Genomic DNA, 25,724 nt, shown 5'->3' on the forward strand with positions numbered 1-25,724 from the left:
AATCAGTTAGAGGGTACCGCAAACCTTGTCAGCGAGTTCCGCAGGGAACTGCATTGACTGCATGATATGTTCAACCATGCTGCGTTTGCGATCTGTGTTGGTGTTGGTGATCACCCAATACGGCGTGCCGGGAATATGTTGCGGCTTGGTATGGGTGCCATTCTGTACCAGCGTTTGTTGATTGCCTGCAAAGTAAACGCGCGTGCGGCCAAGCAAAGACTCGGTTGCGGCGGCAAATCCTTTGGGATCCAGATTATATAAAGTCGACAGAATCAGCATAAACCGGTTAACCGCTTTCTTCTGCTCGGCATATTCATCAGAGAGAAGCAGCTCACGCACAGCGCGAACGCGATCGTGTGGGCGACTCTCCGCTTTCACTGATGCGGCCTCTTTGGTCCCCGCCACAGCGCCAGGCGCTACGGGTGCTGCAGGAGCACTCTGACCGGCAGTAAATTTAAGCATGCGGCGCAAAATGTCAGAGGCGCTTTCACCAATATGCTGAGTGTGGCTGGCGATATAACGGTAGAGCTCTTCGTCGACTTCAATAGTTTTCATCTTGATCCAGTACAATTATTGCTGATAAGAGCCGGTTTGCACGGTATGGGAACAGCCCTGCATGACCATCCAGCTCTAACACGAGGATTATAAAGTTAAATCCTGCCGGGGTGTAGCGCCAGCCCCTGATACCGGTAAAAGTCAGAATATGCCGCAAAAAAACTGGCGGGCGGCATCTGGCCGTCACGGCAGGAAAAAGTAAATCTATGATACCCTAACCCCTCGTTTCAACAGTAAGAACTTTGTTATGAAATTGAATAGCCGCTTGCAATCTGAACAATCCGCCCGGTCAGGATCGCCGGTGGTGTTGATCCATGGTCTGTTTGGCAGTCTTGATAACCTTGCGGTATTGGCAAGAGGGCTCAGGGACGATCATCCGCTGATACAGCTTGATCTGCGTAACCACGGCTTATCGGGGCGAGACAGGGAGATGAGTTATCAGGCGATGGCAGAGGATGTGCTGGAAACGCTGGATGCCGAAGGGATCGATCGTTTTATCGTTATCGGCCACTCCATGGGAGGCAAGGTCGCGATGCTGCTGACCGCGCTGGCGCCTGAGCGGATTGAAAAGCTGGTGGTGATCGATATGGCGCCCGTTGCCTATCCTGACCGGCATCATGACGCCATTTTTGCCGCCCTGATGGCCGTGACTGCAGCGAACCTCACTACCCGTAATGATGCCGCCGCGCTTATGCGGGAGACAATAGAAGAAGGCGTTATTCAGTTTCTGCTAAAATCTTTCCATCAGGGAGAGTGGCGGTTCAACGTCCCGGTTCTCTGGGAGAACTACGACAGGATTATCGGCTGGCAGCCGCTGCCGCCATGGTCACATCCGGCGTTATTTATTCGGGGTGAGCTTTCCCCCTACCTGGCTGATGAGCATCGTGAAGCGCTGCTGGCACAATTCCCTGAGGCCCGGGCGCACATTGTTTCCGGCGCTGGTCACTGGGTCCATGCGGAGAAACCTGATGCCGTTTTACGCGCAATCCGTCGTTTTATTGCGCGGTGAAAACAAATCGGTGCCGTTCGGCCTAAATCATTGTCGTCATGACTTTTACTGGGGTATGATGGCGCGCTTAAATTTTGTCGCAGCACAAATTTCAGCCGTCATCAGGCCTGAACCATCAGAACTCCAGCCTTTCAGTATCACGATTCTATGGCAAAAGAAAACACGGACCGCACCACGATCGATCTGTTCGCAGATGACCGTCGTCCGGGGCGACCAAAAACAAATCCGCTGACGCGTGATGAGCAGCTGCGTATCAATAAACGCAATCAGCTCAAGCGGGATAAAGTGCGCGGGTTAAAGCGTGTGGAGCTGAAAATGAACAGCGACGCCGTGGATGCCCTGAACCAGCTTGCCGAGCAGCGAAATATCAGCCGCGGCGAACTGATAGAAGAGATGGTCATGGCGATGTTAGCCAGTCAGAAGCGTTGAAAAGCGGCAGAACCGGCTCTTCAACCTCTTGCTGCTGAAGCACAAAGCGACAAAAGCAGGCGGATTACTCATTTATCCCCCTTGTGCTGTCTGCTATCATTGCCGTTAACTGCAGTAAAGTCGTTACCCTAAATTTTAGTTTCAAGAGGTTATTAAGCGCATGGCACTCGTAGGCATTTTCTTTGGCAGCGATACGGGCAATACGGAAAATATTGCAAAAATGATCCAGAAGCAGCTCGGCAACGAGGTGGCTGAGGTTCATGATATCGCTAAAAGCAGCAAAGAAGACCTTGAAGCCTTTGATATCCTGTTGCTGGGTATCCCTACCTGGTACTACGGCGAAGCCCAGTGCGACTGGGATGACTTCTTCCCTACCCTGGAAGAGATCGATTTCAATGGCAAACTGGTTGCGCTTTTTGGCTGTGGCGATCAGGAAGATTACGCGGAGTATTTCTGCGACGCGATGGGCACCATTCGCGATATCATCGAACCGAAAGGCGCCGTTATCGTGGGTCACTGGCCAACTGAAGGTTATCATTTTGAAGCGTCCAAAGGGCTTGCTGATGATACGCATTTCCTGGGCCTGGCTATTGATGAAGATCGTCAACCGGAACTGACCCGCGAACGTACTGAAAAATGGGTGAAACAAATTTACGATGAGCTCCAGCTGCAGGAAATTCTGCAAGCTTAAGGAGAAGGGGCTGATGTGGGAGGTAACTCACATCAGGCCTCTGACTTTTCCTATAGAAGTAATAGGCACAATTTTGTAACTTTCATCTGCAAAACTGTAGAATATCGCCATCGGTCACCCCGCTTACTTCGTGGCTTTTTCTTAAAGGCACGGCAAAGCGAAATGTAAACCCAGCGCCAGCTTTCCGGACGTAAAGACATCATCATTACCTCCCTTTACAGATTCGCAACGCCCGAGGTGTTCATTTCGAAGCGTGAGTACTATAATGAGGCGTTTTGCGTCGACCGATGTTCAGGGCTTTTCAGCCGCACAGTGACAAGCAAAGTAACAGGACAATATCCGCATGACTGACAATAACACCGCATTAAAGAAGGCCGGCCTGAAAGTCACGCTTCCCCGACTGAAAATTCTGGAAGTGCTTCAGGAACCTGAAGGCCATCATGTCAGTGCGGAAGATTTGTACAAACGCCTGATTGATATGGGCGAAGAAATTGGTCTGGCAACGGTCTACCGCGTGCTGAACCAGTTTGATGATGCGGGGATCGTTACCCGCCACAATTTCGAAGGCGGCAAATCCGTTTTTGAACTGACTCAGCAGCATCATCACGACCACCTTATCTGCCTGGACTGCGGCAAAGTGATCGAATTCAGAGATGAATCGATCGAGGCTCGCCAGCGTGATATCGCCACGCGTCATGGTATTAAGCTCAGTAACCACAGCTTGTACCTTTATGGTCACTGTTCTACTGGCGACTGCCGCGAAGATGAAACGCTGCACGACAAATAATCTGCATTCCTGAAGAAAGCCGGTGAAAATCACCGGCTTTTTTTTGCCTGAAGGAGCAGAACTGCCGACACAAATGCGCTGAGTGATCCCTTCACAGCTGAAGCGTTTACCCTCTGAAACACTCCTCTGCACCATACTGAATGGCAAAAAAAACGCAGCCCTGAGGCTGCGTTGCTTTCAGAAAACCCGGAAGCGCTACTCTCCCGCTTTTGTCCAGGTGTCACGCAGGCCAACCGTGCGGTTAAACACCAGGTTGCTGGCAGAGGAGTATCGGCTGTCAGCACAGAAGTACCCTTCGCGCTCAAACTGATACGGGCTGCTGGCTTCCGCATGCTGCATGCCTGGCTCTACAAAGCCCTGACGAATAACCAGAGATTCAGGGTTGATAGTGGTCAGGAAATCTTCTGCCGCACCCGGATTTGGCACGCTGAAAAGACGGTCATAGAGGCGGAACTCTGCCGGTAAGGCATGAACGGCAGAAACCCAGTGAATGACGCCTTTCACTTTACGGCCATCGGCCGGATCTTTGCTCAACGTCTCTGTATCGCAGGTGCAGAACAGGCAGGTGATATTACCCTCTTCATCCTTCGCCACGCGTTCCGCTTTGATCACATAGGCGTTACGCAGGCGCACCTCTTTCCCCAGTACCAGACGCTTGTACTGCTTATTCGCTTCCTCGCGGAAGTCAGCACGATCGATATAAATCTCACGGCTGAACGGCACTTCACGCGTTCCCATCTCCGGCTTGTTCGGATGATTAGGCATGGTGATGATCTCTTCGTGATTAGCGGGCAGATTCTCAATCACCAGCTTCACCGGATCCATCACCGCCATCGCGCGCGGGGCATTCTCGTTCAGATCGTCACGAATACAGGACTCCAGCGAGGCCATCTCCACGATGTTGTCCTGTTTGGTCACGCCAATACGGCGGCAGAACTCGCGAATAGAACCAGCCGTGTAGCCGCGACGGCGCAGACCGGAAACGGTCAGCATACGTGGATCGTCCCATCCCTCCACAATCTTCTCTGTTACCAGCAGGCTCAGCTTGCGCTTGGACATGATGGCGTATTCGAGATTCAGACGAGAAAATTCGTACTGACGCGGATGGGTTGGAATGGTGATGTTGTCCAGCACCCAGTCATACAGACGGCGGTTATCCTGGAACTCCAGCGTACAGAGTGAGTGGGTGATCCCCTCCAGCGCATCGGAAATGCAGTGGGTGAAATCATACATCGGATAGATGCACCACTTGCTGCCGGTCTGATGATGCTCAGCAAACTTAATACGGTACAGAACCGGATCGCGCATCACGATAAAGCTGGAGGCCATATCGATCTTTGCACGCAGGCAGGCGGTGCCTTCAGCAAAGCCGCCGTTGCGCATTTTGTCAAACAGCGCCAGGTTCTCTTCCACTGAACGGTCGCGGAACGGACTGTTTTTCCCCGGCGCCGTCAGGGTGCCGCGATATTCACGGATCTGCTCAGGGCTCAGCTCGTCAACATAGGCCAGTCCCTTGTTGATCAGCTCAACCGCATAGTGATGCAGCTGATCGAAATAGTCAGAGGAGTAGCGAACGTTGCCCGTCCACTCAAAGCCCAGCCACTGCACGTCATGCTTGATAGACTCCACGAACTCCAGATCTTCTTTGACCGGGTTAGTGTCATCAAAACGCAGGTTGCACTGACCCTGATAGTCTTGCGCAATACCAAAGTTGAGGCAGATAGATTTGGCGTGGCCAATGTGCAGATAACCATTTGGTTCCGGCGGGAAGCGGGTATGCACGCTGTCATGCTTGCCGGTCGCCAGATCTTCGTCGATGATCTGACGAATAAAGTTAGTTGGGCGGGCTTCTGCCTCACTCATCTTAATTTCCTCAGTAATGCTGTCTGATTAGTACGTGAAATAACGGAGTATGATCCACAAAGCCGGGAAGGGAAACAACCGTTTGTTGGGGGAATACGATAAAAAAAGGGCGGGAATTGCTTCCCGCCCTTCTATTGTAACGCAATCAGAGGTTAGCCGTTAATTTCATACAGACGGCTTTCGCCGGCGACAACCGTTTCACCAGCCACCAGCGTAATGCCGGTATAGTCTTCAATGTTGCTGACCACTACAGGGCTGATCATGGAGCGGGCGTTAGCATTCAGGAAGGCCAGATCCATTTCAAGAACGGGTTGCCCGGCAGTAACCTGCGCGCCCTCTTCCACCAGGCGGGTGAAGCCCTTGCCGCCCAGCGCCACAGTATCGAGTCCCATGTGCACCACCACTTCAACGCCTTTCTCTGTTTCCAGACAGAAAGCATGATTGGTATTGAAGATTTTCACCACAGTGCCCGCAGCAGGAGAGACTACCGTGCTGCTTGAGGGTTTGATCGCCAGACCGTCACCCACCGCTTTACTGGCAAAAGCTTCATCCGGAACCTGATCCAGTGCGACCACTTCACCACTCACTGGCGCAACCAGCGTTGCAATAATCCCTTTAGCCGCATTTGGTACGGCCTGAGCCGCAACGGGCGCCACCACCGCTGGCCCAGTACTTGCCGCCGCCACAGAGCCTTTGCTCAGCACCGTCTTCATGGCAGAAGCAATGGTCTCAGCCCGCGTGCCGACAATAATCTGTACGCTCTGCTTGTTCAGACGGATTACGCCTGACGCACCCAGGCGCTTGGCTACAGATTCGTTGACCGCGCTGCTGTCTTTGACGTTAAGGCGAAGACGCGTGATACAGGCATCAATATGGGTCAGGTTTTCTGAGCCGCCAATGGCGCCAATATAGCGACGGGCCAGCGATTCGGTTTCCGTTTCCTTGTTGCCGGTGGTATCGACGTTTACGTCGTAGCCATCAGATTCATCACCGTCAACCGACAGCTCGCGGCCCGGCGTCATCAGATTGAATTTTCTGATGGTAAAGCGGAACACCACATAATAGATAACAAAGAACACTGCCCCCTGCGGGATCAGCATGTACCAGTGGGTTGCCAGCGGATTTCGCGTTGAGAGCACCATATCCACCAGCCCGGCGCTAAAGCCAAATCCGGCAATCCAGTGCATGCTTGCGGCGATGAAGACAGAGACACCGGTTAAGGCAGCATGGATCACATAGAGCACCGGTGCCACGAACATGAATGAGAACTCAAGCGGTTCAGTGATGCCGGTAAAGAAGGAAGCAAAAGCAGCAGCCAACATGATGCCGCCCACTTTAGCGCGGTTTTCCGGACGTGCGCAGTGGTAGATAGCCAGCGCCGCACCCGGCAGACCAAACATCATAATCGGGAAGAAGCCCGCCTGATAACGACCGGTAATCCCCACAATGCCCTTACCATTCTGGATAGACTCTGCGCCGCCCAGGAAGTTAGGAATATCGTTGATACCCGCCACGTCAAACCAGAATACGGAATTCAGCGCGTGATGCAGACCGACAGGGATCAGTAAGCGGTTAAAGAAGGCGTAAACGCCAGCGCCCGCCGAACCCAGCTTCTGAATGCTTTCACCAAAGCTCACCAGTCCGCCGAAAATCAGAGGCCAGATGTACATCAGAATAAAGGCGATCAGGATCATCAGGAACGAAACCAGGATAGGCACCAGGCGACGACCACTGAAGAACGAGAGAGCTTTGGGCAGCTCGACATGACTGAAGCGGTTATAGACTTCAGCTGAGATTATGCCGACCAGAATTCCCACAAACTGGTTGTTGATCTTACCGAATGCAGCGGGCACCTGATCGACGGGAATTTTCTGAATCATTGAGACCGCTGCTGGCGAACAGAGCGTGGTCACCACCAGAAAGCCGACAAAGCCGGTCAGCGCTGCTGCGCCATCTTTGTCCTTTGACATGCCGTATGCCACACCAATGGCAAAAAGCACCGACATATTTTCAATAATTGCCGAACCAGACTTAATAAACAGGGCGGCCAATGCATTACCGGCGCCCCACGCATCAGGGTCCAGCCAGTAGCCAATCCCCATCAAAATGGCGGCGGCGGGCAGCGTTGCTACCGGCACCATCAGCGCCCTACCTACTTTTTGTAAATAACTTAACATTACCTTTCCCCCAGTGAGACCCGTTAAGGCGCCAGTAGTCGTTTTCTGTTTTTATCACGACTGGTTGGTTTCTGAATGACAGTAAAACCACGAACAGAGTGTAAAAAGAAATTAATTCGCTTCGCAAATTAAAACCCTCCTGTTTGTGACTTTTATCACCAAAATAGAGACTATTGTTCGCCTGCTGCTGGCTATCAACCCAAACTTATTTTATGATCCGAATTATCAGCACGGATTTATCCCTCGCGGATAGCGGTCCTGACGCGTTACGCTTTAGTAAACCTGCGCCACAGACACCGTGGAACTCCTTTTTAACTTTGCTTATATGAGGTGACACATGAGACTGATTCCCCTGGCTACGCCGACTCAAGTCGGAAAATGGGCTGCCCGCCATATCGTCAACCGCATCAACGCTTTTAACCCTACAGCCGATCGTCCCTTTGTTCTCGGCCTGCCCACCGGTGGAACGCCACTGGAAGCTTATAAGCATCTTATAGATATGCATAAAGCAGGCCAGGTTAGCTTCAAACATGTGGTCACCTTTAACATGGACGAATATGTGGGTCTGCCAAAAGAGCATCCGGAAAGCTACCACAGTTTTATGTACCGTAACTTTTTCGATCACGTTGATATTCAACCTGAAAATATCAATCTTCTGAATGGCAATGCCCCGGATATTGACGCAGAATGTCGCCAGTATGAAGAGAAGATTCGCGCTTACGGCAAAATTCATCTGTTTATGGGCGGCGTAGGTAACGACGGACATATTGCGTTCAACGAACCCGCCTCTTCGCTGGCTTCCCGTACCCGCATTAAAACCCTGACTCACGATACCCGCGTGGCAAACTCCCGTTTCTTTGATGGCGATGTGGATCAGGTGCCGAAATATGCGCTGACCGTGGGTGTGGGCACCCTGCTTGATGCTGAGGAAGTGATGATTCTGGTGATTGGTCATGTGAAAGCCCAGGCTTTGCAGGCCGCCGTAGAAGGCAACGTGAATCATATGTGGACCATCAGCTGTCTGCAGCTGCATGCCAAATCCGTCGTGGTCTGTGACGAGCCTGCCACCATGGAGCTGAAGGTCAAAACGGTGAAATATTTCCGCGAGATGGAAGCGGAAAACGTAAAAAATCTGTAAGCCATAACGGAACCGGGAGAGAATTATGTACGCTTTAACCCACGGCCGCATCTACACCGGCCACGAAGTTCTTGATAATCATGCTGTGGTCATTGCTGACGGCCTGATTGAGCGCGTCTGCGCCCTGAGCGATCTTCCTGCCGGCGTCACCACGCGTGACGTGGGTGGTGCACTAATTGCTCCCGGATTTATTGACCTGCAGCTTAACGGCTGCGGTGGCGTGCAGTTCAACGATGATATCGCTGCGCTGAGCGTAGAGACGCTGAACACCATGCAGCATGCCAATGAGAAATCGGGCTGTACCAGCTTCCTGCCGACGCTTATCACCAGCACAGATGAGATGATGCATCGTGCCGTAGAGGTGATGCGCGCTTATCTGGCGCAAAACGCCAATACCGCCTTAGGCCTGCACCTTGAAGGCCCGTGGTTAAGCCCTCGCAAGCCTGGCACCCACAACCCGGCGTTAATTCGTACCCCGGATCGGGCGCTGGTGGATTTTCTCTGCGAGAATGCGGATGTCATTGCAAAAATCACCCTTGCCCCTGAGCAGGTGGATGCTGCGGTGATCCGTCAGCTGAGCGATGCGGGTATTATCATCTCTGCCGGCCATTCTCATGCTACTCATGATGAAGCCCGTCGCGGCATTGCCGCTGGCGTAAGCTTCGCCACCCATTTATACAATGCGATGCCGACTATCACCGGGCGTGAGCCTGGCCTGATTGGTGCGCTGTTTGACTCGCCAGAAGTCTACTGCGGCATCATTGCTGACGGTTTACACGTTCACTACGCCAACATCCGCAATGCCAAACGCATTAAAGGTGAAAAGCTGATTCTGGTGACGGATGCCACCGCCCCTGCCGGTGCCCAGATTGACCAGTTCATTTTTGCAGGAAAAACAATATACTATCGCAATGGACTCTGCGTTGATGAGAAGGGGACGCTCAGTGGTTCCGCGCTGACTATGATCGAAGCTGTGGCAAACAGCGTTGAACATGTTGGTATCTCACTGGATGAATCGCTTCGCATGGCAACGCTTTACCCGGCGCGGGCTATGGGTGTGGAGAAAAAGTTAGGTTCTGTAGAAGCCGGTAAAGTGGCAAACCTGACGCTATTCACCCGTGACTATAAAATAATCCAGACTATCGTTAATGGTGACGAAGTCTTAAGCGAGTAGAATCTGAATGACCACTGGCGGCCAGGCTCAAATAGGAAATGTCGATTTAGTTAAGCAACTCAACAGCGCGGCGGTTTACCGGCTTATCGACCAGCAGGGTCCGATTTCGCGCATACAGATTGCTGAGCACAGCCAGCTAGCCCCCGCCAGCGTCACTAAAATTACTCGTCAGCTGATTGAACGCGGCCTGATCAAAGAAGTGGATCAGCAGGCCTCTACCGGAGGCCGCCGCGCGATCTCTATCGTCACCGAAACCCGTGGTTTTCATACTATCGGCGTGCGTCTCGGGCGCAGCGATGCCACATTAACGCTGTTCGATTTAGGCGGAAAGTCGCTGGCTCAGGAAGATTACGCCCTGCCTGAACGCACCCAGGAAACTCTGGAAAACGCCCTGTTTAACGCCATCGCCAGCTTCAGCGAACTGCATCAGCGGAAGTTGCGGGAGCTGATTGCCATCTCGGTGATTTTACCCGGTCTGGTTGACCCGAACAGCGGCATCATCCGCTATATGCCCCATATTCATGTCCACCACTGGCCATTAGTCGCCAATCTGGAGAAACGCTTTAACGTGACCAGTTTTGTCGGGCACGATATTCGCAGCCTGGCGCTTGCTGAGCACTATTTCGGTGCATCACGCGACTGCGCGGATTCCATTTTGGTGCGCGTACACCGGGGTACCGGCGCAGGCATCATCACCAACGGTCACATTTTCCTCGGCAGCAACGGCAACGTGGGTGAGCTGGGACATATTCAGGTCGATCCTTTGGGCGAGCGCTGCCACTGCGGCAACTTTGGCTGCCTGGAAACCATTGCCGCAAACGGCGCCATTGAGAACCGGGTTCGCCATCTTCTTACGCAGGGCTACCCCAGCTCGCTGACCCTTGATGAGTGCCATATGCATCAAATCTGCAAAGCGGCCAATCGCGGCGATGCGCTGGCAGTGGAAGTGATTGACTATGTAGGTCGCCATCTGGGCAAGGCCGTAGCCATTGCCATCAACCTTTTTAATCCGCAAAAAGTGGTTATCGCCGGTGAGATCACCGAAGCTGATAAAGTATTACTGGCGGCTATAGAAGGTTGTATCAATACTCAGGTTCTGAAAGCTTTCCGCAAAAATCTCCCGGTGGTACGCTCAGAAATCGATCATCGTTCTGCAATTGGTGCTTTCGCGCTGGCGAAACGTGCCATGCTTAACGGCATTTTATTACAACATTTACTGGAAGGTTAATGAGCGCTTTGACCCTGACGAGCAGTGAAACCGCCACAATCAAGAATGTTATTTGCGATATTGATGGCGTATTGATGCATGACAATACCGCCGTACCGGGTGCTAATGAGTTCCTGCAGCGTATCCTTGAAAAAGGGATGCCGCTGGTGGTGCTCACCAACTACCCTTCTCAGACCTCGCTCGATCTTGCCAACCGTTTTGCTTCAGCAGGCATTGATCTCCCCGACAGCGTATTTTATACCTCAGCGATGGCAACAGCAGATTTCCTGCGCCGCCAGGAGGGGAAAAAGGCCTATGTGGTGGGCGAAGGTGCGCTGATCCATGAGCTCTATAAAGCGGGCTTTACCATCACGGATATCAATCCGGACTTCGTTATCGTGGGCGAAACCCGCTCCTTTAACTGGGACATGATGCATAAAGCGGCCTTCTTTGTGGCGAATGGCGCGCGCTTTATCGCCACCAACCCTGATACGCATGCCCGGGGGTTTGTGCCCGCCTGTGGCGCGCTCTGTGCCGGCATAGAGAAAATTTCTGGCCGCCAGCCGTTTTACGTGGGCAAGCCCAGCCCGTGGATCATGCGTGCCGCGCTGAACAAAATGCAGGCGCATTCTGAAGAGACGGTGATTGTGGGCGATAATCTGCGTACCGATATTCTGGCAGGCTTCCAGGCTGGCCTGGAAACTATTCTGGTATTATCTGGCGTCTCGACGCTCAGCGATGTGGATGCCATGCCGTTCCGGCCTAGCTGGATCTACCCCTCTGTAGCCGATATCGATATCATCTGATGACTCAACCCGACCTTAGCGTCGGGTTTTTATTACCCGCAACCTGCTCACTATTTAACCCATTTCCGCGCAATATTATCGATTCACTAATAATTACCTCGTTCCACTGACGATCCATCAAAGATTAGCGCAGGCCAACAGACTATTTTTCAGAGAAAAGCTAAAACGCTTGCTCATCGCCTCTGGATAGAGCATTTTCTTATGTATCGGGCGAAACGACGCCCTCTTCATTAACGATTACCATCACCGTTTTGGGATGTTGCAGGAGAGTTAGCTATGTGTTCTATTTTTGGCGTTTTGGATCTTAAAAGCGATCCTGTCGAACTGCGTAAGAAAGCCCTGGAGCTTTCCCGTCTGATGCGTCACCGCGGTCCGGACTGGTCTGGCGTCTATGCCGATGACCAGGCGATCCTGTCGCATGAGCGTCTCTCGATCGTTGACGTGAACAACGGCGCACAGCCTCTCTACAACGCAGACCATACGCATGTTTTAGCCGTGAACGGTGAAATTTATAACCATCAGGCGCTGCGCGCAGAGTTAAGCGATCGTTACGCATTTCAGACCGAATCAGACTGTGAAGTGATTCTGGCGCTCTATCAGGAGAAAGGGGTCGATTTCCTTGACGACCTGCAGGGCATGTTTGCCTTTATCCTGTATGACAGCGTGAAGAAAACCTGGCTGATTGGCCGTGACCATATTGGTATCATTCCGCTCTATATGGGCAATGATGAGCATGGCAACCTGTTTGTCGCTTCAGAGATGAAAGCGCTGGTGCCGGTCTGCAAATCGATTAAAGAGTTCCCTCCGGGAAGCTACATGTCCAGCACCGATGGTGAAATTCACCGCTACTGGCAGCGTGACTGGTTCAGCTATGAGGCCGTTGAGCATAACAAAACCGATGCAGTAGCCCTGAAAGATGCGCTGGAAGAGGCGGTGAAAAGCCACCTGATGTCTGACGTACCTTACGGCGTTCTGCTCTCTGGTGGCCTGGATTCCTCTATTATCTCTGCCGTCACCAAAAAATATGCCGCCAAGCGTATTGAAGATCAGGATAAGAGCGAGGCCTGGTGGCCACAGCTGCACTCGTTTGCGGTAGGTCTGGAAGGTTCACCTGATTTAAAGGCAGCGAAATCCGTTGCTGAGCACCTGGGCACCGTGCACCACGAGATCCATTTCACCGTGCAGGAAGGCTTGGATGCAATCCGTGACGTTATCTATCACATTGAAACTTACGATGTGACGACCATTCGTGCCTCCACGCCGATGTATCTGATGTCACGCAAGATCAAAGCGATGGGCATCAAGATGGTGCTGTCAGGGGAAGGCGCTGATGAAGTCTTTGGCGGCTATCTCTACTTCCATAAAGCGCCTGACGCAAAAGAGTTCCACGAAGAAAACGTGCGTAAACTGCTGGCTCTGCATATGTTTGACTGTGCACGCGCGAACAAAGCTATGTCCGCCTGGGGCGTCGAAGCTCGCGTACCTTTCCTGGATAAAAAATTCCTCGACGTGGCGATGAGCATTAACCCGGCAGATAAAATGTGCGGCAGCAACGGCAAAATGGAAAAACATATCCTGCGTGAATGTTTCTCCTCCTACCTGCCAGAAAGCGTGGCATGGCGTCAGAAAGAGCAGTTCTCTGACGGCGTGGGCTACAGCTGGATTGATACGCTGAAAGAGGTGGCGGCGAAGCAGGTTACTGATCAACAGCTGCAAACGGCTCATTTCCGCTTCCCGTACAACACGCCAGGCTCAAAAGAGGGCTACTTGTACCGTGAGATCTTTGAAGAGCTGTTCCCGCTGGCAAGCGCGGCAGAATGCGTGCCGGGCGGCCCTTCCGTGGCCTGCTCCTCGGCAAAAGCTATCGAATGGGACGAAGCGTTCAAAACCATGGACGACCCTTCTGGTCGCGCAGTAGGCGTTCATCAGTCTGCTTATAAGTAATCCCTGCCTGCAGGTAAAAAAACGGGCCTTTACCGGCCCGTCATTGCGTTGAAATTTGTGGATTACCTTCAGGATTTGTTGCTTTATTCGCCAGGCTGGTTATAAGCCAGACAAACGAAACGTTTCAGGGCAAAAACGGGAAAAAACTTGTTGACGCTTCCAGGTCAACTCCGCATAATGCGCCCCGCAACGCCGATGAAGGTAACGCGCAAAAAGATGGCTACGTAGCTCAGCTGGTTAGAGCACAGCACTCATAATGCTGGGGTCACAGGTTCGATTCCCGTCGTAGCCACCATCTTTTTTGCGGGAGTGGCGAAATTGGTAGACGCACCAGATTTAGGTTCTGGCGCCGCAAGGTGTGCGAGTTCAAGTCTCGCCTCCCGCACCATTTCCGTAAACGGTTTTGCACGGATGGGGTATCGCCAAGCGGTAAGGCACCGGTTTTTGATACCGGCATTCCCTGGTTCGAATCCAGGTACCCCAGCCAGTTTTTTCTGATGGTTTTTGTGCTTTGAAACGGACATTGGGATATCGCCAAGCGGTAAGGCACCGGTTTTTGATACCGGCATTCCCTGGTTCGAATCCAGGTATCCCAGCCAGTCAGGGAAAAGTTTTAACGTTGTAAGCAGTAAAATTAGGCTACTTAGCTCAGCTGGTTAGAGCACAGCACTCATAATGCTGGGGTCACAGGTTCGATTCCCGTAGTAGCCACCAATTTTATTGGGGTGTCGCCAAGCGGTAAGGCACTGGTTTCTGATACCAGCATTCCGGGGTTCGAATCCCTGCACCCCAGCCATAAAAAAGACGATTTGCAGCGCAGATCGCAACACCATAATTGGGGTGTCGCCAAGCGGTAAGGCACTGGTTTCTGATACCAGCATTCCGGGGTTCGAATCCCTGCACCCCAGCCAATAAGTAAAGAAGCCCGCTTTTGCGGGCTTTTTTGCGTCTGGCGTCTGGTGGATATTGCCGCTTCATACCGGCCTGCTGTGGCCCACTTCCTGCATCTGGCAGGCGCTACCACCCGGTGCAGGCAGCAGCTGCTGTCTTTCTGTGTCGCTCTGATGTATGGCCAGCTATGACCTTATCTGCCGGATGAGCGGGACTTTCCCTGCAGCAGCTGGTTTGCTCTGCAGCTACAATCCCAACGCATATTTCAACGCCTGGCGTTTTAACACACCGGAGCGCTCTGCCACCATCAGCCCAAGATTACGTATAACCCGCAGCGGTTTTACCGGCGTGCTGAAGGCAAAATAGAACAGATCCATGCCGCTTTGCATCAGCAGGTTATCCTTCAGCCGTTTGCGCTGATAGCGCTTCAGTACGCCCTCAGAGGCCCACTCTTCCGCCCGATCGCGTGAGGCCACCAGCGTATCAATCAGGGCATCCACGTCACGGTAGCCCAGATTGACCCCCTGCCCTGCCAGAGGATTAATGGTGTGCGCCGCATCGCCCACCAGCGCCAGACCCGGCAACACATAACGGGTGGCATGACGGCGCACCAGCGGGAAGGATCCGGCTGACACTGGAGTGACATGTCCCAACCGCGCGGGGAAATGTGCTGAAATCTCCTGACTGAGCTGCGTCATGGACATTCCCTGAAGCTGGCGAATACGGGCCGGGCTGTCATACCAGACCAGCGAGGCCCAGCGATCGAACAGCGGAAGAAATGCCCGTGGGCCATCCGGCGTAAATTGCTGCCAGGTACAGTCACCCGCCTCCTGTTCACAACGCACGCTAATCAACATACAGGATTGGGCGTAGTTCCAGCCGCGGATCCCCATGCCCGCCAGCTGCCGTACTTTAGAATTGGCGCCATCGGCCCCTACCACCAGTCTCGCCGTATGGCTGTCGCCATTATTCAGGGTCAGCTGCCAGCCCCCGTTGCAGGGCGACAACGTTTCAAGCGAGGCGGGAGAAAGTAGCGTTACGTTCTGCTGCTGAAGGCGCTGCCAGAGGGCGCGCTGCAGCACCGCGTTCTCAACCATGTAACCCAGTTCAGGCAGGCCAAGCGACTGCGCATCAAAACCCACCTGCGCGCTACGCCACTCCCAGGTTTCAAGCTTACGGTAAGGCGTGCTGCGCATAGCCTGTACCAGCGGCCATACCTCAAGCTGCTTCAACAGCTCTACAGAGGCAGCGCCGATAGCGGAGATCCTGATATCAGGATTGCTGGCTGCGTCGAACTCAGCGGGTTCCTGCTGCTCCAACACGGCAACGTTGAATCCCTGCGTGGTCAGGCCGCTGGCGAGCGCCGCGCCTACCATTCCACCGCCTACAATAACGACATCCCATTTTTGCGTTGTGCTGGTCATTAAATTTTTCCTGTCCTGAAAGCGATCCGGGCGCCCTGCACCTACCCTTGTCAGGGCTAATTCTGTTACCCTTAGTGTACCGGATTTTTGGGGGCCGATTGGCATAACCAGCAGAAAAGCCAGCGCGTTGTTCACAACGCCCGCACAGCCTGGCGATATGCCCCCGCACACCCTCCAGTATGATTAATGGCAAGCAGATGACAAAAAAACTCCTGATCAAAACCTGGGGCTGCCAGATGAATGAGTATGACTCATCCAAAATGGCGGACCTGTTAAACAGCACCCACGGCTATACCCTGACAGAGATTGCTGAAGAGGCAGATGTGCTGCTGCTCAACACCTGTTCAATCCGAGAAAAAGCTCAGGAAAAAGTGTTCAGTCAGCTTGGCCGCTGGAAAGTGCTGAAAGCCAAAAACCCCGATATCATTATTGGCGTGGGCGGCTGCGTGGCGTCTCAGGAAGGGGAGCTTATTCGCCAGCGCGCTCCGTGCGTGGATATTGTTTTCGGGCCACAGACACTGCACCGCCTGCCGGAGATGATCAACACCGTGCGGGGGTCAAAAAGCCCGGTGGTCGATATCAGCTTTCCGGAGATCGAGAAGTTTGACCGCCTGCCGGAACCGCGTGCCGATGGCCCGACTGCGTTTGTCTCTATCATGGAAGGCTGTAATAAATACTGTACCTTCTGCGTGGTGCCTTACACACGCGGCGAAGAGATCAGCCGGCCAAGTGATGATATCCTGTTTGAGATTGCGCAACTGGCCTCTCAGGGCGTGCGTGAAGTGAATCTGCTGGGTCAGAACGTTAATGCTTATCGTGGCGAAACCTATGAAGGCGGCATCTGCTCCTTTGCCGAGCTGCTGCGCCTGGTGGCCGCCATTGACGGCATTGACCGCATCCGTTTCACCACCAGCCACCCCATTGAATTTACTGATGATATCATTGATGTCTATCGCGATACGCCTGAACTGGTCAGCTTCCTGCATTTACCGATCCAGAGCGGTTCGGACCGTATCCTGACGATGATGAAGCGTGCCCATACGGCCCTGGAATACAAAGCGATTATTCGTAAGCTGCTGGCCGCAAGACCGACTATTCAGATGAGTTCAGACTTTATCATCGGTTTCCCGGGCGAAACGCAGCACGATTTTGAACAAACCATGAAGCTGATTGGCGAAGTCAATTACGATACCAGCTTTAGCTTTATCTACTCTGCACGCCCCGGCACACCCGCAGCCGATCTGCCGGATGATGTCAGCGATGAAGAGAAGAAACAGCGTTTGTGGATCCTGCAGGATCGCATTACCCAGCAGGTAATGGCCTGGAGTCGCCGCAAGCTGGGCACCGTACAGCGTATCCTGGTCGAAGGGACATCGCGTAAAAATGTGATGGAGCTGACGGGACGTACGGAGTGTAACCGCGTGGTCAATTTTGAAGGAACGCCAGAGATGATTGGTAAATTCGTCGATGTTGAAATCGTCGATGTCTACACCAACTCGCTGCGCGGCGTCGTGGTGCGCACAGAAGAGCAGATGGCACTTCGCGCGGCAGAGACGCCAGCCTCGGTGATTGCGCGTACCCGCAAAGAGAATGAACTGGGCGTGGGCACTTTCCAGCCCTGAACCCCCGAATAAGTGCGGCGCACCTCGCAGAAGCGCCGCCTCAAATCATTGGGTTACCCTTGCTTTGTGGAACTGGTGCCCAAATATCTCCTTCAGTGCTTGCGCCTTTGGCCTGCGCCATAAATACTTTGCTTATGGCTCGCCTGCAAAGGCCGCCCACTATCTCTGAATTGCCATCCTCAACTGGCCCCGAGCGACCCAAAGGATTAGTTTGAATATTGAAACACGCGAAATCACGTTAGAGCCTACTGACAACACTCGTCTGTTGAGCCTTTGCGGCCCCTTTGATGACAACATCAAACAGCTGGAGCGCCGCCTGGGAATAGAGATCAACCGACGCGATCACGCTTTCAAGCTGGTAGGGAAAGCGCTGATAGTTGATGCGGCCGTCCGCATCCTGCGGGATCTCTATGTAGATACTGCGCCCATACGCGGCCATATCCCGGATATCGATCCTGAACAGATTCATCTGGCCATAAAAGAGAGCCGCGTGCTGGAGCAGAGTGCAGAGAGCGTGCCGGAGTATGGTAAAGCGGTAAATATCAAAACCAAGCGGGGCGTCATCAAACCTCGTACGCCGAATCAGGCGCAGTATGTCGCTAACGTACTCGACCACGACATCACCTTCGGCGTGGGGCCTGCCGGTACGGGTAAAACTTACCTTGCCGTCGCCGCTGCCGTAGATGCGCTGGAGCGTCAGGAAGTGCGTCGTATTTTACTGACGCGCCCGGCGGTGGAAGCGGGTGAAAAACTGGGCTTCCTGCCAGGGGATCTGAGTCAGAAAGTCGACCCTTATCTGCGTCCGCTTTATGATGCGCTGTTTGAGATGCTGGGCTTTGAGCGCGTGGAAAAGCTCATTGAGCGCAACGTGATTGAGGTGGCGCCGCTCGCCTACATGCGTGGCCGTACGCTGAATGATGCCTTTATCATTCTGGATGAGAGCCAGAACACCACCATCGAGCAGATGAAGATGTTTCTGACCCGTATTGGCTTCAACTCCAAGGCGGTGATTACGGGAGACGTCACGCAGATTGACCTTCCCCGCAATCTGAAATCGGGCCTGCGTCATGCCATTGAAGTGCTCTCTGACGTAGAAGAGATCAGCTTTAACTTCTTCCACAGCGAAGATGTTGTCCGTCATCCGGTGGTGGCGCGCGTCGTCATCGCTTATGAAGCCTGGGAGGCGGCCGATCAAAAACGTCGCGATGCTCAGGCCGAAGAACGTAAACGTGAAGCGTTGGCCCTGCAACAGGCCGCGCAGGAGCAAAAATGAGCACCGTGATCCTGGATTTACAACTCGCCTGCGAAAAAACAGAGGGCTTACCGGCAGAATCTGATTTTCGTCGCTGGCTGGAAGCGGTGCTGCCGCAGTTCCAGGAAGAGAGTGAAGTCACCATCCGCGTGGTGGATGAAGCGGAAAGCCATGAGCTGAATCATACCTATCGCGGCAAAGATAAACCCACCAACGTGCTCTCTTTTCCGTTCGAAGCCCCGCCGGGCATCGAACTTCCGCTGCTGGGCGATCTGATTATCTGTCGCCAGGTAGTAGAGAAAGAGGCGGCGGAGCAGGAGAAGCCGCTGCCAGCCCACTGGGCGCATATGGTGGTGCATGGTAGCCTGCATTTGCTGGGCTACGACCACATTGAAGATGACGAAGCCGAAGAGATGGAATCGATCGAGACCGAGATAATGCTTGCTCTTGGTTATGACGACCCGTACATTTCGGAGAAAGAGTTACCGTAAGCGGGCCGCTGGCCTGACATTTCCCTGGCTGCGTACTGCAGGCAGGGATCCCTTCACACGACAAGAGTGACAGAAACAAAAACGCCATGAGCGATGACCATTCACAAAACAATGACAGTCCCAGTAGTAAAAAGGGATTTTTCACCCTTATCCTCAACCAGCTGTTTCACGGTGAGCCTAAAAACCGCGACGACCTGCTGGAACTGATCCGCGATTCTGAACAAAACGATCTGATCGACCCGGATACCCGTGACATGCTTGAAGGGGTGATGGATATCGCCGAGCAGCGCGTGCGTGACATCATGATCCCCCGTTCGCAGATGATCACCCTGAAGCGTAACCAGTCACTGGAAGAGTGCCTGGACGTCATCATTGAGTCTGCCCACTCCCGTTATCCGGTGATCAGCGAAGATAAAGACCATGTTGAAGGCATTCTGATGGCCAAGGATCTGCTGCCCTTTATGAGCAGCGGATCGTCACCCTTTAGCATGGAAAAAGTGCTGCGTCCGGCGGTAGTGGTGCCGGAAAGCAAGCGCGTTGACCGTATGCTGAAAGAGTTCCGCTCACAGCGCTATCATATGGCCATTGTGATCGATGAATTTGGTGGCGTTTCAGGCCTGGTGACGATTGAAGATATTCTGGAGCTGATTGTTGGCGAAATAGAGGATGAATATGACGATGAAGAAGATCGTGATATTCGCCAGCTGAGTCGTCACACCTACACCATTCGTGCCCTTACCCCGATTGAGGACTTTAATGAGGTCTTTGAAACCAACTTCAGCGATGAAGAGGTGGATACTATCGGCGGTCTGGTGATGCAGGCGTTTGGTCATCTGCCTGCTCGTGGTGAGAGCATTGAGATTGAGGGCTATCAGTTCAAGGTCGCCATGGCCGACAGCCGTCGCATCATTCAGGTCCACGTCAGAATTCCGGAAAACTCGCCGCAACCGATTTTGGAAGAATAATTCGCAATGGCTATTGCCTCATTATACCAGCGTCAGCGGGTTCGCCTGCTTTTCGCGCTGATAACGGGTGCCCTTGGCACCCTTTCGTTTTCCCCTTACGACTTCTGGCCTGCCGCCCTGGTTTCACTGGCAGGTTTGCTGGCGCTGACGCTTAATCGTTCCACCCGCCAGGCAACCGCCATTGGTTTTGTCTGGGGGATGGGGCTGTTTGGCAGCGGCATCAACTGGGTTTATGTCAGCATCGCAACCTTTGGCGGCATGCCGGGGCCGGTTAACGTCTTCCTGGTGGTGCTGCTCGCCGCCTACCTTTCCCTGTTTACCCTGCTGTTTGCTGCCCTGCTTAACCGGCTGTTCCCGGCCACCTCGCTGGTAAGACTGGTGGTCGCCGCGCCTGTGCTGTGGCAAATCACCGAATTTCTGCGCGGCTGGGTTCTCACCGGCTTCCCCTGGCTACAGTTTGGCTACAGCCAGATTGACGGGCCGCTTAAAGGGCTGGGGCCACTGGCGGGCGTGGAGGGGATCACCTTTGTGCTGATGATGGTGGCAGGGCTGGCAGTCTATGCGGCGATCAAACGTCACTGGGTGGCCGGGCTGGCTGCGCTTGCTCTGCTACTGCTGCCGTGGCCGCTGCGCCAGCTGAGCTGGTATCAGGCGATGCCGGACCGCGCGGTGAACATTGCCATGGTGCAGGGAAATATTCCCCAGTCGCTGAAGTGGGATCCCGAGCAGTTAATCAACACGCTGAAAACCTATACCTCGCTCAGCCGTCCTTACGTTGGCAAAGCGCCGATCATTATCTGGCCGGAATCCGCTATTCCCGATCTTGAGTCTAATCAGCAGCCCTTCCTGAAGTCGATTGATGCCGAACTGCGCGCCAGCGGCAGCAGCCTGATTACCGGGATTGTCGACTCGCGGCTGGAAGATAACCGCTACCATGATTACAACTCAATTATCGTGCTCGGCGGCGAACAGCCTTATAACTACAGCAGCCCAAACCGTTATCAGAAAAACCATCTGGTTCCGTTTGGCGAGTTCGTGCCGCTGGAGACTCTGCTGCGCCCGCTGGCGCCGTTCTTCGATTTACCGATGTCCTCCTTCAGCCGTGGCGCCTATATCCAGCCGCAGCTGAAAGTGGCGGGTTACAATCTTACGGCTGCAATTTGCTATGAAATTGTGCTGGGCCAGCAGGTGCGGGACAATTTCCGTCCCGACACAGATTTCCTGCTGACTATCTCTAACGACGCCTGGTTCGGTCACTCTATCGGCCCGTGGCAGCACTTCCAGATGGCGCGGATGCGTGCGCTGGAGCTGGGCAGGCCGTTGCTGCGGGATACCAATAATGGTGTCACTGCGGTGATCAATGCCGATGGCGATGCTGAAGAGATGATCCCGCAGTTCCAGGCTGCCGTTCTCTCCACCAAAATGACGCCTACGCAGGGGCTGACGCCTTATGCCCGCTTCGGCAACTGGCCAGTCTGGATACTTACACTTCTGTTCGGCTTTGCAGCAGCAATAATGACGCTGCGCAGGCGGCATAAATAACGTTGGCCGCATTTCTGCCAGGGCTGCCGGCAATGCGGATACTTCACTGGCAACCTGAATAGTCATTTTATCTGTAGACTTCTCGCGCTGAACTTCCCGGTTCAGCGTTTTTTTTTGGAACCCTTCCCCTGGCGTCGCCACCAAGTACATCATCCCTCTGCGCTTTATCGAAAACTTTTGGCACGATGATTGCAAAAGATTACGGCGAAATCGCTGAACAGTTTGCACCGCGCCACGGCTAACGCGCCTTCGCACCATTGAGGCACATTGAACGCCCCAGGGCGGAGCATTGTTTAAAAATTGCCTCTCTTTGGTGCGGCATGCTTCGCAGAATAGAAACTTTCTTGTTTCATTGCGTTAACATTCGGCTATGTTAGGGCTGTTCAGAGTGCGATGACGTCTCAGGATAATAAAGAAAAGCAGCAGGATAAAACTACAACCGGCGCAACGAACTGACGCCACTCAACGAAGGAGTTGGAGATGAAATTACGGAAATTGGGGCTGTGCCTGGCACTGGCTGGTCTTGCATCCGGTATCGCCCATGCAGAAGATGCACCACAATCATCCACGTTAGACAAAATTGCCAAAAATGGCGTTGTTGTCGTGGGGCATCGTGAGTCTTCTGTTCCTTTCTCTTACTACGATAATCAGCAAAAAGTAGTCGGCTATTCTCAGGACTACTCCAACGCCATTGTGGCGGCGATCAAAGCCAAACTGAATAAGCCCGATCTGCAGGTCAAAATGCTGCCGATCACCTCGCAGAACCGTATTCCGCTACTGCAAAACGGCACCTACGATTTTGAGTGTGGTTCCACCACCAACAATCTGGAGCGCCAGAAGCAGGCCGCCTTCTCCGACACCATTTTTGTTATCGGCACCCGTTTGCTGGTGAAAAAAGGAAGCCCGATTAAAGATTTCGCGGATCTGAAAGGCAAAACCGTAGTAGTGACCTCAGGCACCACCTCTGAAATTCTGCTGAATAAGCTGAACGACGACAAGAAAATGGAGATGCGCATCATCAGCGCCAAAGATCACGGTGACTCCTTCCGTACGCTGGAGAGTGGTCGCGCCGTGGCCTTTATGATGGACGACGCCCTGCTGGCTGGTGAACGTGCGAAAGCGAAAAAACCAGATAACTGGGAAATCGTTGGGACGCCGCAGTCGAAAGAAGCGTATGGCTGTATGCTGCGTAAAGACGATGCCGGTTTCAAACAGCTGATGGATGAGACCATTGCTAAAGCCCAGACTTCGGGCGAAGCGGAGAAGTGGTTTGGCAAGTGGTTCAGCCAGCCTATTCCGCCTAAAAACCTCAACATGAACTTTGCGCTGTCAGACGACATGAAAGCAACGTTCAAGACGCCAAATGATAAGGCACTGAACTAATAATGAAAATAAGGGCAACCCTGGTTGCCCTCTGATTGTTGAAATCAGGCCCGGACAGACAACAGCCTGACTTATCCGGCGTAACAGCCGGAGAGAGGCGAAGGTGCGAAGTGGTCGTTCCCCATAACGCACAGCAGGGCCTCTCATCAATCTTCAGGGTAGCGTCGCTACCCTTTTTTTCTTCCCGGAGTGATTTATGTCAATCGATTGGAACTGGGGCATTTTTCTGCAAGAGGCCCCTTTCGGTAATACCACCTATCTGGGTTGGCTCTGGTCTGGCTTTCAGGTCACCATCGCCGTATCCGTGTGCGCGTGGATTATCGCCCTTTTAGGCGGGTCGCTATTTGGTATTCTGCGCACCGTCCCTAACCGCCTGCTCTCCACCCTGGGTACCTGTTACGTAGAGCTGTTTCGTAACGTCCCGCTGATTGTGCAGTTCTTTATCTGGTATCTGGTGGTGCCGGAACTGCTGCCGGAAAATATCGGCATGTGGTTTAAATCTGAGCTGGACCCCAATATTCAGTTCTTTACCTGCTCGGTACTCTGTCTGGGTCTGTTTACCGCCGCACGCGTTTGCGAACAGGTGCGCGCCGCGATCCAGTCGCTGCCCTCCGGACAGAAGAATGCGGGGCTGGCTATGGGCCTGACGCTGCCGCAGACCTACCGCTATGTGCTGCTGCCAAACGCCTATCGCGTGATTGTGCCGCCGATGACCTCAGAGATGCTGAACCTGGTCAAGAACTCAGCCATCGCCTCAACCATTGGTCTGGTCGATATGGCTGCACAGGCCGGGAAGCTGCTGGACTACTCTGCTCACGCCTATGAATCGTTTACCGCCATCACCGTCGCCTACATCGGCATCAACATCGTCATTATGCTGCTGATGAGTCTGGTGGAGCGTAAAGTGCGCCTGCCCGGCGGCATGGGAGGAAAATAATGTACGAATTTGACTGGAGCACCATTGCTCCTAACCTTCCCTATCTGCTCAACGGCATGGTGGTCACCCTTAAAATCACCATCACAGCTATCGTGTTTGGCATTATCTGGGGAACCCTGCTGGCGGTGATGCGCCTGTCGAGCTTTAAGCCCATCAGCTGGTTTGCCAGACTCTACGTCAACCTGTTCCGCTCTGTGCCGCTGGTGATGGTGCTGCTCTGGTTCTATCTGGTGGTGCCCAGCTTCCTGCAGCAGGTGCTTGGCCTGTCGCCTAAAACCGATATTCGCCTGATTTCTGCCATGGTGGCGTTCTCCCTGTTTGAAGCGGCCTATTATTCCGAAATCATCCGTGCCGGTATCCTGAGTATCGCCCGTGGGCAGGGGAACGCGGCGCTGGCGCTGGGCATGACCCACTGGCAGTCAATGAAGCTGATCATTCTGCCGCAGGCCTTCCGCGCCATGGTGCCGCTGCTGCTGACGCAGGGGATTGTTCTGTTCCAGGATACTTCACTGGTTTACGTACTCAGCCTGGCTGACTTCTTCCGTACCGCAGACACCATCGGCATCAACAACGGTACCGAAATTGAAATGGTACTGTTTGCCGGTGCGGTTTACTTTGTTATCAGCCTTAGCGCTTCGCTGTTGGTCAGCTATTTAAAAAGAAAAAGGACGGCTTAAATGATTACCCTGAAAAACGTTTCTAAGTGGTATGGTCACTTTCAGGTGCTGACCGACTGCACAACCGAAGTCAAGAAAGGCGAAGTTGTGGTGGTGTGCGGTCCTTCCGGGTCGGGCAAGTCGACCTTGATCAAAACCGTCAACGGACTGGAGCCGATCCAGGAAGGTAAGATCGAAGTGAACGGCACGGGCGTAAACGATAAAGGCACTAACCTTGCTCAGCTGCGCTCTAAAGTTGGCATGGTGTTCCAGCACTTTGAGCTGTTCCCCCATCTGACAATTGTAGAGAACCTGACGATTGCGCAGGTGAAAGTGCTGAAGCGAAATAAAGAAGAGGCGCGGCAGAAAGGGCTGAAGCTGCTGGAGCGCGTGGGCCTGGCTGCCCATGCGAATAAACATCCGGGCCAGCTTTCCGGCGGCCAGCAGCAGCGTGTGGCGATCGCCCGCGCGCTCTGCATGGATCCGATCGCCATGCTGTTTGATGAGCCAACCTCAGCTCTTGACCCGGAAATGATCAACGAAGTGCTGGATGTGATGGTGGAGCTGGCCAACGAAGGCATGACCATGATGGTGGTGACGCACGAGATGGGCTTTGCCCGTAAGGTGGCTAACCGGGTGATCTTTATGGATGAGGGCAAAATTGTGGAAGATTCGGCAAAAGATGACTTCTTCAACAATCCGCAGTCTGACCGGGCTAAAGATTTCCTCGCCAAAATTCTGCACTAAACCCTGTTTCGGGGCGGAAACCTCCGCCCCGGCT

22 protein-coding genes and 7 tRNA genes are annotated in these 25,724 nt (G+C 53.4%); 25 read left to right on the forward strand and 4 right to left on the reverse strand.

Annotated features, from left to right (window positions below):
• Nucleotides 1-6 precede the first annotated feature (6 nt).
• Nucleotides 7-555, reverse strand: a complete 549-nt coding sequence (gene seqA / locus Q3V30_RS15105) for a replication initiation negative regulator SeqA (protein WP_306206970.1) — start codon at nucleotides 553-555, stop codon at nucleotides 7-9.
• Between the two features lie 247 nt (nucleotides 556-802).
• Between seqA and ybfF the strand changes: the two genes are divergently transcribed.
• The 4 genes from ybfF (at nucleotide 803) to fur (ending at nucleotide 3,471) form a co-directional block, all read left to right on the forward strand.
• Nucleotides 803-1,564 carry an esterase gene (gene ybfF, locus Q3V30_RS15110; RefSeq protein WP_306206972.1) on the forward strand — a complete coding sequence of 254 codons (762 nt, stop codon included), beginning with the start codon at nucleotides 803-805 and terminating at the stop codon, nucleotides 1,562-1,564.
• Between the two features lie 147 nt (nucleotides 1,565-1,711).
• Nucleotides 1,712-1,993: a LexA regulated protein gene (ybfE, locus tag Q3V30_RS15115; RefSeq protein ID WP_306206974.1), complete on the forward strand. Its 282-nt coding sequence runs from the start codon at nucleotides 1,712-1,714 to the stop codon at nucleotides 1,991-1,993.
• Nucleotides 1,994-2,153: 160 nt separating this feature from the next.
• Nucleotides 2,154-2,684 carry a flavodoxin FldA gene (gene fldA, locus Q3V30_RS15120; RefSeq protein ID WP_306206976.1) on the forward strand — a complete coding sequence of 177 codons (531 nt, stop codon included), beginning with the start codon at nucleotides 2,154-2,156 and terminating at the stop codon, nucleotides 2,682-2,684.
• Between the two features lie 343 nt (nucleotides 2,685-3,027).
• Nucleotides 3,028-3,471 (forward strand): ferric iron uptake transcriptional regulator, encoded by a 444-nt coding sequence (gene fur / locus Q3V30_RS15125; protein WP_306206978.1) that lies wholly within the window; start codon nucleotides 3,028-3,030, stop codon nucleotides 3,469-3,471.
• A 195-nt stretch (nucleotides 3,472-3,666) separates the two neighbouring features.
• Here fur and glnS read toward each other — a convergent pair whose 3' ends face one another.
• Nucleotides 3,667-5,334, reverse strand: coding sequence for a glutamine--tRNA ligase (gene glnS, locus Q3V30_RS15130; protein ID WP_306206980.1), 1,668 nt, complete (start codon nucleotides 5,332-5,334; stop codon nucleotides 3,667-3,669).
• 152 nt (nucleotides 5,335-5,486) lie between these two features.
• Complete coding sequence (gene nagE, locus Q3V30_RS15135) at nucleotides 5,487-7,511, reverse strand: N-acetylglucosamine-specific PTS transporter subunit IIBC (protein WP_306206983.1); 2,025 nt, start codon at nucleotides 7,509-7,511, stop codon at nucleotides 5,487-5,489.
• A gap of 337 nt (nucleotides 7,512-7,848) precedes the next feature.
• On the opposite strand from nagE, the gene nagB reads away from it, so the two are divergent.
• The 12 genes from nagB to Q3V30_RS15195 all read left to right on the forward strand — a co-directional run bounded on the left by nagB (nucleotide 7,849) and on the right by Q3V30_RS15195 (nucleotide 14,691).
• On the forward strand, nucleotides 7,849-8,649 hold the full coding sequence (gene nagB, locus Q3V30_RS15140) for a glucosamine-6-phosphate deaminase (protein ID WP_306206985.1): 801 nt from the start codon (nucleotides 7,849-7,851) through the stop codon (nucleotides 8,647-8,649).
• 25 nt (nucleotides 8,650-8,674) lie between these two features.
• Nucleotides 8,675-9,823, forward strand: a complete 1,149-nt coding sequence (nagA, locus tag Q3V30_RS15145; protein ID WP_306206987.1) for an N-acetylglucosamine-6-phosphate deacetylase — start codon at nucleotides 8,675-8,677, stop codon at nucleotides 9,821-9,823.
• 7 nt (nucleotides 9,824-9,830) lie between these two features.
• Complete coding sequence (gene nagC, locus Q3V30_RS15150) at nucleotides 9,831-11,051, forward strand: DNA-binding transcriptional regulator NagC (RefSeq protein ID WP_306206989.1); 1,221 nt, start codon at nucleotides 9,831-9,833, stop codon at nucleotides 11,049-11,051.
• Nucleotides 11,051-11,836, forward strand: a complete 786-nt coding sequence (locus Q3V30_RS15155) for an HAD-IIA family hydrolase (RefSeq protein WP_306206991.1) — start codon at nucleotides 11,051-11,053, stop codon at nucleotides 11,834-11,836. Before nagC ends, Q3V30_RS15155 begins: the two co-directional genes overlap by 1 nt.
• Before the next feature lie 276 nt (nucleotides 11,837-12,112).
• Entirely contained in the window at nucleotides 12,113-13,780 is a 1,668-nt protein-coding gene (asnB, locus tag Q3V30_RS15160) for an asparagine synthase B (protein WP_306206993.1), read from the forward strand.
• 218 nt (nucleotides 13,781-13,998) lie between these two features.
• Nucleotides 13,999-14,075: transfer RNA gene (locus Q3V30_RS15165), tRNA-Met, on the forward strand.
• An 8-nt stretch (nucleotides 14,076-14,083) separates the two neighbouring features.
• Nucleotides 14,084-14,168, forward strand: a tRNA-Leu gene (locus Q3V30_RS15170).
• 24 nt (nucleotides 14,169-14,192) lie between these two features.
• Nucleotides 14,193-14,267 (forward strand) — tRNA-Gln (locus tag Q3V30_RS15175).
• Between the two features lie 37 nt (nucleotides 14,268-14,304).
• Nucleotides 14,305-14,379: transfer RNA gene (locus Q3V30_RS15180), tRNA-Gln, on the forward strand.
• A 38-nt stretch (nucleotides 14,380-14,417) separates the two neighbouring features.
• Nucleotides 14,418-14,494: transfer RNA gene (locus tag Q3V30_RS15185), tRNA-Met, on the forward strand.
• A gap of 7 nt (nucleotides 14,495-14,501) precedes the next feature.
• Nucleotides 14,502-14,576, forward strand: a tRNA-Gln gene (locus Q3V30_RS15190).
• A 40-nt stretch (nucleotides 14,577-14,616) separates the two neighbouring features.
• Nucleotides 14,617-14,691: transfer RNA gene (locus Q3V30_RS15195), tRNA-Gln, on the forward strand.
• Nucleotides 14,692-14,916: 225 nt separating this feature from the next.
• On the opposite strand, the gene ubiF is transcribed toward Q3V30_RS15195, so the two are convergent.
• Entirely contained in the window at nucleotides 14,917-16,095 is a 1,179-nt protein-coding gene (ubiF, locus tag Q3V30_RS15200; protein WP_306206995.1) for a 3-demethoxyubiquinol 3-hydroxylase, read from the reverse strand.
• A gap of 197 nt (nucleotides 16,096-16,292) precedes the next feature.
• Here ubiF and miaB point away from each other — a divergent pair, with 197 nt between their 5' ends.
• From miaB to Q3V30_RS15245, 9 genes are all read left to right on the forward strand, one after another.
• Nucleotides 16,293-17,717, forward strand: a complete 1,425-nt coding sequence (gene miaB, locus Q3V30_RS15205; RefSeq protein WP_306206997.1) for a tRNA (N6-isopentenyl adenosine(37)-C2)-methylthiotransferase MiaB — start codon at nucleotides 16,293-16,295, stop codon at nucleotides 17,715-17,717.
• A gap of 211 nt (nucleotides 17,718-17,928) precedes the next feature.
• Nucleotides 17,929-18,990 carry a PhoH family protein gene (locus tag Q3V30_RS15210; protein WP_306206999.1) on the forward strand — a complete coding sequence of 354 codons (1,062 nt, stop codon included), beginning with the start codon at nucleotides 17,929-17,931 and terminating at the stop codon, nucleotides 18,988-18,990.
• Complete coding sequence (ybeY, locus tag Q3V30_RS15215; RefSeq protein ID WP_306207001.1) at nucleotides 18,987-19,460, forward strand: rRNA maturation RNase YbeY; 474 nt, start codon at nucleotides 18,987-18,989, stop codon at nucleotides 19,458-19,460. Before Q3V30_RS15210 ends, ybeY begins: the two co-directional genes overlap by 4 nt.
• Nucleotides 19,461-19,546: 86 nt before the next feature.
• Nucleotides 19,547-20,425, forward strand: a complete 879-nt coding sequence (corC, locus tag Q3V30_RS15220; RefSeq protein ID WP_306207003.1) for a CNNM family magnesium/cobalt transport protein CorC — start codon at nucleotides 19,547-19,549, stop codon at nucleotides 20,423-20,425.
• A 6-nt stretch (nucleotides 20,426-20,431) separates the two neighbouring features.
• Entirely contained in the window at nucleotides 20,432-21,967 is a 1,536-nt protein-coding gene (gene lnt / locus Q3V30_RS15225; protein ID WP_306207005.1) for an apolipoprotein N-acyltransferase, read from the forward strand.
• Nucleotides 21,968-22,447: 480 nt separating this feature from the next.
• On the forward strand, nucleotides 22,448-23,350 hold the full coding sequence (locus Q3V30_RS15230) for an amino acid ABC transporter substrate-binding protein (RefSeq protein WP_306207007.1): 903 nt from the start codon (nucleotides 22,448-22,450) through the stop codon (nucleotides 23,348-23,350).
• Nucleotides 23,351-23,546: 196 nt separating this feature from the next.
• Nucleotides 23,547-24,287, forward strand: coding sequence for an amino acid ABC transporter permease (locus Q3V30_RS15235; protein WP_306207009.1), 741 nt, complete (start codon nucleotides 23,547-23,549; stop codon nucleotides 24,285-24,287).
• Entirely contained in the window at nucleotides 24,287-24,964 is a 678-nt protein-coding gene (gltK, locus tag Q3V30_RS15240) for a glutamate/aspartate ABC transporter permease GltK (protein ID WP_306207011.1), read from the forward strand. The genes Q3V30_RS15235 and gltK overlap by 1 nt, the downstream gene beginning before the upstream one ends.
• Nucleotides 24,965-25,690, forward strand: coding sequence for an amino acid ABC transporter ATP-binding protein (locus tag Q3V30_RS15245; protein WP_306207013.1), 726 nt, complete (start codon nucleotides 24,965-24,967; stop codon nucleotides 25,688-25,690).
• Nucleotides 25,691-25,724: the final 34 nt, after the last annotated feature.

The organism is Erwinia pyri (assembly GCF_030758455.1).
Classification (GTDB): domain Bacteria; phylum Pseudomonadota; class Gammaproteobacteria; order Enterobacterales; family Enterobacteriaceae; genus Erwinia; species Erwinia pyri.